Here is a 6590-nt window from a genome sequence, read left to right as displayed (position 1 = left end):
ACGGCGTCTTGTCGCCCCTGGAGACGAGGTAGTAGCCGTTGATGCCCAGGGGGTTCTCCGTCCAGGCGTACGTGTGGCCCTCGGGGACCTTCAGCACCTTGGGCAGGCGCTGGTTGATGGGGCCGGGCGGCAGCGAGCGGAGCCGCTCCACGCAGGCGTCGGCCAGGTCGAGGGAGACCTTGAGCTGCTCCAGCAGCACCTCGAAGCGTGAATGGCAGTCGCCCGCGCCACGCGTGACGATCTTCACGGGCAGCTCGGGGTAGGCGAGGTACGGCTGGTCGCGCCGCAGGTCGAAGTCCACGCCGGAGGCGCGGGCGATGGGGCCGCTGACGCCGTACTGCATGATCTGCTCGCGTCCGAGCACGCCCACGCCCTTGGTGCGGGCCAGGAAGATCTCGTTGCCGAGGATGAGGTCCTCGATGTCGGGGACGCGGCGCCGGGTCTCGGCCACCGCCTCCGACACCCGGTCGAGCCATCCGTACGGGAGCTCCTCCTTGAGGCCGCCGACCCGGTTGAACATGTAGTGCATGCGGCCGCCGGAGATCTCCTCCATGACGCCCTGGATGCGTTCGCGCTCGTTGAAGGCGTAGAAGACGGGGGTGATCGCGCCGAGCTCCAGCGGATAGGAGCCGAGGAACATCAGGTGGCTGAGCACCCGGTTGAGCTCGGCCAGCAGCGTGCGGGCCCAGACGGCGCGGACGGGCGGCTCCATGCCGAGCAGGCGCTCGGCCGCGATGACCACGCCCAGCTCGTTGGCGAAGCCGGACAGCCAGTCGTGCCGGTTGGCCAGCATGATGATCTGCCGGAAGTCGCGGACCTCGAACAGCTTCTCGGCGCCCCGGTGCATGTAGCCGATGATCGGCTCGGCCGTGGCGATGCGCTCGCCGTCCAGGGTGAGGCGCAGCCGCAGGACGCCATGGGTCGACGGGTGCTGGGGGCCGATGTTGAGGATCATGTCCTCGGTCGCCAGCTCCTTCGCGCCCGCGCCGATGCCGACCACGCGTTCCGTCATAGGGCCCATGCTGCCACCGGTCGCCGTGGTGATCCAGCGCGGGGTGGACGGCCCCGTCCGGTCGGGGTCGGTCAAGGAACGGTATGGACGCGCATCGCCAAACCGGGCAAGGGGGAGATATAGCAGCAAATGGGGGGAGAATCACCATGAAGAGAGTGATGTTCGATCTGGCCGCGCTCATTGTGCGGATCCTGATCGGCGTGATCTTCGTGGCTCACGGATTGCAGAAGTGGCAGGGCGGTCTGGGGGCCGTGTCGAAGATGATGGGCCAGAGCGGAGTGCCGCTGCCGCAGCTCGCCGCCGCGTTCACGGCCACCGTGGAGACCGTGGGGGGCATCCTGCTGATCATCGGCCTGCTGGTGCGGCCGGCGGCGGTGGCGCTGCTCGTCGTGCTCGGCGGCGCCTTCGTGTTCGTCCACCGCGGGCATGGGATCCTGAGCTCCAGCGGGGGCTGGGAGCTCGTCGGGGCACTGGGGTCGGTGTGCCTGCTGCTTCTCGTGCTGGGAGGCGGGCGTGCGAGCGTCGACCAGGTGCTCACCCACTGGTACCGGCGCAAGGCCGAGCACCGTCACGCCGCGCAGGAGACGGCCGGCGCGTCCGCAGGAGCCGCGCCTGCCGCACCCACCAGGGCGGCGCCTGCCCCGCCCGCCGAATCCCAGCCCGCGCCGCCGACGCAGCCCATGCCCAGGAGCACGCCGGCGGAGGACACGACGGCGCCCCGGCAGCACCTTCCGGACGACGGCTCACACCGGCCCGGCAACCTCAGCGACCAGGACATGAGCGACCTGGACGCGCTCTACAACGACGAGCACCGCAAGCCACCCAACCGGTGACGGTCAGGCGGGGCGGCGGGCGGCGAGGTCGCGCAGGGCGCCGACGAGTCGGTCCACGTGCTCCTCGGTCGTCCCGATGCCGATCGAGGCCCGCACCGCCGAAGCAGTGCCGTCCTCGCAGCCGCCATCGGTCTCTCCCAGCAGGTGCCGGACGAACGGGTGCGCGCAGAACTTGCCGTCGCGCACCCCGATGCCGTAGTCACCCGACAGGGCCTCGGCGACCTCGCGCGCCGTGAGCCCGTCCACGGTGAACGACACGATGCCCACGCGCGGGTGGTCCGGCCCCCACAGCGACAGCTCCCGTACGCCCTCGATGGAGGCGAGTCCGGTGCGCAGCCGCGCGATCAGCCGCTCCTCCTCGCGCACCAGCGCCGTCCAGCCCGTGGCGGTGAGCGCGTCGCAGGCGGCGGCCAGCGCGATGGCGCCCAGCACGTTCGGTGTGCCGGCCTCGTGGCGCGGCTCGGGGTCGTCGTGCCACTCGGTGATCCCGTCCTCGCCCGGCGCGACGGACCGCACGGCTCCGCCGCCCTTCAGGTACGGCTCGCCCGCGGCCAGCCAGTCGCGGCGCCCGATCAGCACCCCGGCCCCGAACGGCGCGTACAGCTTGTGGCCCGAGAAGGCCACGTAGTCGAGGTCGAGTGCCGTCAGGTTGAGCCGACGGTGCGGTACGAGCTGGGCGGCGTCCACGAGGATGCGCGCCCCGTGGCGGTGCGCGATGTGCGCCAGCGCCGCGATCGGCCACAGCTCGCCGGTGACGTTCGACGCGGCGGTCACCACGAGCAGCTTGGGCCCGTCCACGGCGGCCAGCGCCTCGTCGGCCGCGCGGACGGCCTCACCCGGGAACGCGGGCGCGGCGAGCCGCACGACCCTCTTCCACGGCAGCAGCGAGGCGTGGTGCTCGGTGTCGAACACGACAGTCGTCGTGCCGGCGGGCAGGCAGCCGGCCAGCAGGTTCGTGGCGTCCGTGGTGTTGCGCGTGAAGATGACCGCGTCGTCGGGACGGGCGCCGGCGAAGGCGCGGACCGTGTGGCGCGCCTGCTCGTACCGGGCGGTGGTGAGCTGGGAGGCGTAGCCGGCGCCGCGGTGGACGCTGGAGTAGGCCGGGAGCGCGGCGGTGACCGCGGCGCTGACCGGCTCCAGACAGGGAGCACTGGCGGCGTAGTCCAGGTTGGCGTACCCCACGAGCCGCCCGCCCCTGACCGGCACCTCCAGATCGGCGCCGAGCACGGCCGGGATCGGCCGGTGGCCACGCGGATGCGACGTACCGGCGGACGCGCCGGCGGCGGACTGGGCGGGGGCGGAGCCGAAGATGCTCAACGTGGACAAGGCGAACCTCCTGCAGGGCCGTCGGACCCCTGGAGCAGCCTCGGAGCCCGCGCTTGCCCGCCACACCTCGTGACGGACCAGGTCTTCACCCGGGGCACCCCGCCGCGGACGCGAGGGTTGCCGGCCAGCTAGCCGGGGCTTGGTGCTGGCACTCATGACCTACGTCCGAACTATAACCGACAGTCCCCGATGAATCGCAACCTCGCGAACTTCCTCGGCACCCGACTCGTTGGACCTGGGAAACCGGCCGTCCCCGACCGAAATGTGGAGGTAAGCAGATGCTGGATTGGGTGACCGACCCTCAGATCTGGATAGGGTTCTTCACCCTTGTCGCTCTGGAGATCGTCCTAGGCATCGACAACATCATCTTCATCTCCATCCTGGCCGGCAAGCTGCCGCCCGAGCAGCGTGACAGGGCCCGCGTGCTCGGTCTCGCGGCGGCCCTGGTCAGCCGGCTGCTCCTGCTGCTGGCGCTGTCGTGGGTGGTTCGGCTGACGGCTCCGCTGTTCGAGGTCTTCGGCCAGGAGATATCCGGGCGCGACCTGATCCTGCTGCTGGGCGGGCTGTTCCTGCTCGCCAAGAGCGTCACCGAGATCGGGCACAGCATGGAGCTGAAGGAGGAGGACGGCAAGAAGCGCGTGGCCACCTCGTTCGTCTCGGTCATCCTGCAGATCATGGTGCTCGACGTGGTGTTCTCGCTGGACTCGGTCATCACCGCCGTCGGCATGGTGGACGAGCTGGGCGTCATGATCGCGGCCGTCATCGTGGCGGTGCTGGTGATGCTGTTCGCCTCGGGGCCGATCAGCAGGTTCGTGGACCTGCACCCGAGCATCAAGATGCTGGCCCTGGCGTTCCTCGTGCTGATCGGGGTGGTCCTCGTCGCCGAGGGGCTCGGTCAGCACATCCCGAAGGGCTACATCTACTTCGCCATGGCCTTCTCCGTCATCGTGGAGCTCCTGAACATCAGGATGCGCGGCCGCCACTCCAAGCAGCTCGCCACCTCGGAGGAGCCTCCTAAGATGCAGTAGTGCCCTTTGACCCCCGGAATCCGGATTTCGTCGCCCACCCGTACGGCGTCTACGACGAGCTGCGCCGTACGGACCCGGTGACCTACCACGAGCCCACCGACCAGTGGCTGATCTCCCGGCACGCCGACGTGAACGCCCTGCTCAGGGATCGTCGCCTGGGCCGGACCTACCTTCACGTGGCGACGCACGAGGAGTTCGGCAGGACGCCCGAGCCGGACTTCCAGGAGCCGTTCTGGAGGGTCAGCCGGAACGGCATGCTCGAAGTCGAGCCGCCGCTGCACACCCGGCTGCGGCGGCTCGTGTCCAAGGCGTTCACGCCGCGCATGGTGGAGTCGCTGCGGCCCCGCGTGCGGGCGGTCGCCGCGGGCCTGGTGGACGCGTTCGTGGAGAAGGGCGGCGGCGACCTCATCGCCGAGGTCGCCGAGCCGCTGCCGGTGACGGTCATCGCGGAGATGCTGGGCATCCCCGAGTCGGACCGTCACCTGCTGCGCCCCTGGTCGGCCGACATGTGCGGCATGTACGAGCTCAACCCCACGCCGGAGGCGCAGCACGCGGCGGTGCGCGCGGCCGAGGAGTTCGAGGGCTACCTCAAGGCGCTGGCCCGCGAGCGCGCCGCCGACCCCGGCGACGACCTGATCAGCGCGCTGGCCGGCATCGACGAGCTGACCGAGGACGAGCTGGCCGGCACCTGCGTGCTCCTGCTCAACGCCGGCCACGAGGCCACCGTGAACGGCACGGGCAACGGCTGGTGGTCGCTGTTCCGGCACCCGGACCAGCTCGCCCGGCTGCGCGCGGACCGGTCCCTGCTGCCCACGGCGGTCGAGGAGCTGCTGCGCTACGACACGCCGCTCCAGCTCTTCGAGCGCTGGGTGCTGGAGGACATCGAGGTCCACGGCACGCGCATCCCGCGCGGGTCGGAGGTGGCGCTGCTGTTCGGCTCGGCCAACCGGGACCCTGACGTGTTCGACGACCCGGACCGGCTGGACCTGGGACGGGCCGACAACCCGCACATCTCGTTCGGCGCGGGCATCCACTTCTGCCTGGGGGCTCCGCTGGCCCGCATCGAGATGGTGGAGTCGTTCGGCGCGCTGCTGGACCGCACGACCGAGCTGGAGCTGGTCAGCGAGCCGTCCTGGAAGCCCGGGTACGTCATCCGGGGGCTGCGCTCCCTGGACCTCCGCGCCGCCTGAGCCTTCCCCTCCCGGGGACGTGCGGACGACCCGGTCAGCGGCGCTGGGCGAGCCAGCCGAAGCCGCCGAGCCCTCCGGGATCGATCAGCTCGGCCTCCTCCGAGGCGCGCGCCAGCGCCCGGAGGTAGGCGCGCGGGTCGCGCCGCGCGAGGTCCATCGGCGGACGTGTCCCGGTGATCCCCAATGTCCGCAACGCGGCGCGTTGTGTGGACAAGGTTGTGGATATCGCACCGGCCCGCAGGCCGGCCTCGGCGCACGCGTCGAGCGCGACGTGCGCGGTGATGTCGCAGGTGCCGTCGGGGATGGGGGCCACGGCGGCGCCGTCGCGGTAGCCGGTCAGCGTCCCCCGGGGCGGACGGTTATCCACAGGGTGTGCATAATCCACGGCCACCGCCAGACCCCCGGCGAGGCGTCCGACGACCGACGCCCAGGCGGCGTCGCGCGGGTGGCCGATCTCGGCCCGCCACCCCACGCACGGCAGCGGCCACCAGCGTGCCAGCCACGCCTCGTCCTCGGGGCTCACGGGGCCGCCCAGCCGCTCCTCGCCGGTACGGGTGTCCACCATGACCAGCCGCGTCCCCTCCGACGTCCGCTCGGCCACGTCCACCGGGATGTTGTCGAGCCACTCGTTGGCGATCGCCACGCCCGTGATGACGTCCGGCAGGGCAGGGGTCCAGGTGACCGTGAGCGGCAGGCCGTAGGGCCTGGGAGAGAGGTCGACGGCCGTGACCCGCAGCCGCCGGCGCAGCGACGGGTCCGCCGCTTCCAGCACGTGCCGCACCAGCAGGCCCTCGCCGGCCCCGATGTCGACGAGGTCGAGGACGGGCGGGTGGCCCAGCCCGGCGTCGGTCTCCGTCAGCAGCGCCAGAACCGCGTCGGCGAAGGCGGGGGTGGCGCTGACCGAGGTGCGGAAGTGACGCGAAGGGCGCTCGCGGAGGTAGAAGCCGTCCTCGCCGTAGAGCGCGCGCTCCGTCGCCGCACGCCAGGTGAGCCACATGACTGGACTATCTCATGATCCAGCCATGACACGGACGGTCGTCATAGCGCTACCGTTTGTCACCGCCTTGCGCTAACCTTTGCCCGTCGCCAGGGCAGCCGTACACGTCCGCGACACGTTCGCGGCGGGTTCACGGCGTGCCGCCGGGCGCGGCCGGCACGGAGGAGGGGTCGGAAGCGCGTGGCGGTGCCGGGTGGCGCGGAG

The 6590-nt window shown here is 71.4% G+C and carries 6 protein-coding genes and 1 riboswitch; of the genes, 3 read left to right on the top strand and 3 right to left on the bottom strand.

From position 1 onward, the window contains the following. On the bottom strand, window positions 1–1012 hold a 1012-nt coding region (locus ABZS51_RS08110; RefSeq protein ID WP_355437640.1), incomplete at its 3' end, for an NADH-quinone oxidoreductase subunit D. Window positions 1013–1158: 146 nt separating this feature from the next. Between ABZS51_RS08110 and ABZS51_RS08105 the strand changes: the two genes are divergently transcribed. Further along, window positions 1159–1845, top strand: a complete 687-nt coding sequence (locus tag ABZS51_RS08105) for a DoxX family protein (RefSeq protein ID WP_355437638.1) — start codon at window positions 1159–1161, stop codon at window positions 1843–1845. A gap of 3 nt (window positions 1846–1848) precedes the next feature. On the opposite strand, the gene ABZS51_RS08100 is transcribed toward ABZS51_RS08105, so the two are convergent. Continuing rightward, a complete protein-coding gene (locus ABZS51_RS08100; protein ID WP_310708166.1) occupies window positions 1849–3081 on the bottom strand; it encodes an aminotransferase class V-fold PLP-dependent enzyme in 1233 nt (410 codons plus the stop codon). A 134-nt stretch (window positions 3082–3215) separates the two neighbouring features. Then, window positions 3216–3331: riboswitch (SAM riboswitch) on the bottom strand. 118 nt (window positions 3332–3449) lie between these two features. On the opposite strand from ABZS51_RS08100, the gene ABZS51_RS08095 reads away from it, so the two are divergent. Both ABZS51_RS08095 and ABZS51_RS08090 read left to right on the top strand, forming a co-directional pair. After that, window positions 3450–4199, top strand: a complete 750-nt coding sequence (locus ABZS51_RS08095; protein ID WP_355437636.1) for a TerC family protein — start codon at window positions 3450–3452, stop codon at window positions 4197–4199. After that, window positions 4199–5389: a cytochrome P450 gene (locus ABZS51_RS08090; protein WP_355437634.1), complete on the top strand. Its 1191-nt coding sequence runs from the start codon at window positions 4199–4201 to the stop codon at window positions 5387–5389. The genes ABZS51_RS08095 and ABZS51_RS08090 overlap by 1 nt, the downstream gene beginning before the upstream one ends. 34 nt (window positions 5390–5423) lie before the next feature. On the opposite strand, the gene ABZS51_RS08085 is transcribed toward ABZS51_RS08090, so the two are convergent. Then, complete coding sequence (locus tag ABZS51_RS08085) at window positions 5424–6386, bottom strand: SAM-dependent methyltransferase (RefSeq protein WP_355437632.1); 963 nt, start codon at window positions 6384–6386, stop codon at window positions 5424–5426. Window positions 6387–6590 lie beyond the last annotated feature (204 nt).

It is taken from the genome of Nonomuraea sp. NPDC005501 (assembly GCF_040605905.1).
In the GTDB taxonomy this organism is placed as follows: domain Bacteria; phylum Actinomycetota; class Actinomycetes; order Streptosporangiales; family Streptosporangiaceae; genus Nonomuraea.
This window is presented reverse-complemented; position numbering and strand designations above follow the sequence as displayed.

Bases quoted from the DNA above. Each gene is read 5' to 3' on its own strand.
- ABZS51_RS08085 (WP_355437632.1), bottom strand. From the start codon at position 6,386: ATGTGGCTCACCTGGCGTGCGGCGACGGAGCGCGCGCTCTACGGCGAG.
- ABZS51_RS08095 (WP_355437636.1), top strand. From the start codon at position 3,450: ATGCTGGATTGGGTGACCGACCCTCAGATCTGGATAGGGTTCTTCACC.
- ABZS51_RS08105 (WP_355437638.1), top strand. From the start codon at position 1,159: ATGAAGAGAGTGATGTTCGATCTGGCCGCGCTCATTGTGCGGATCCTG.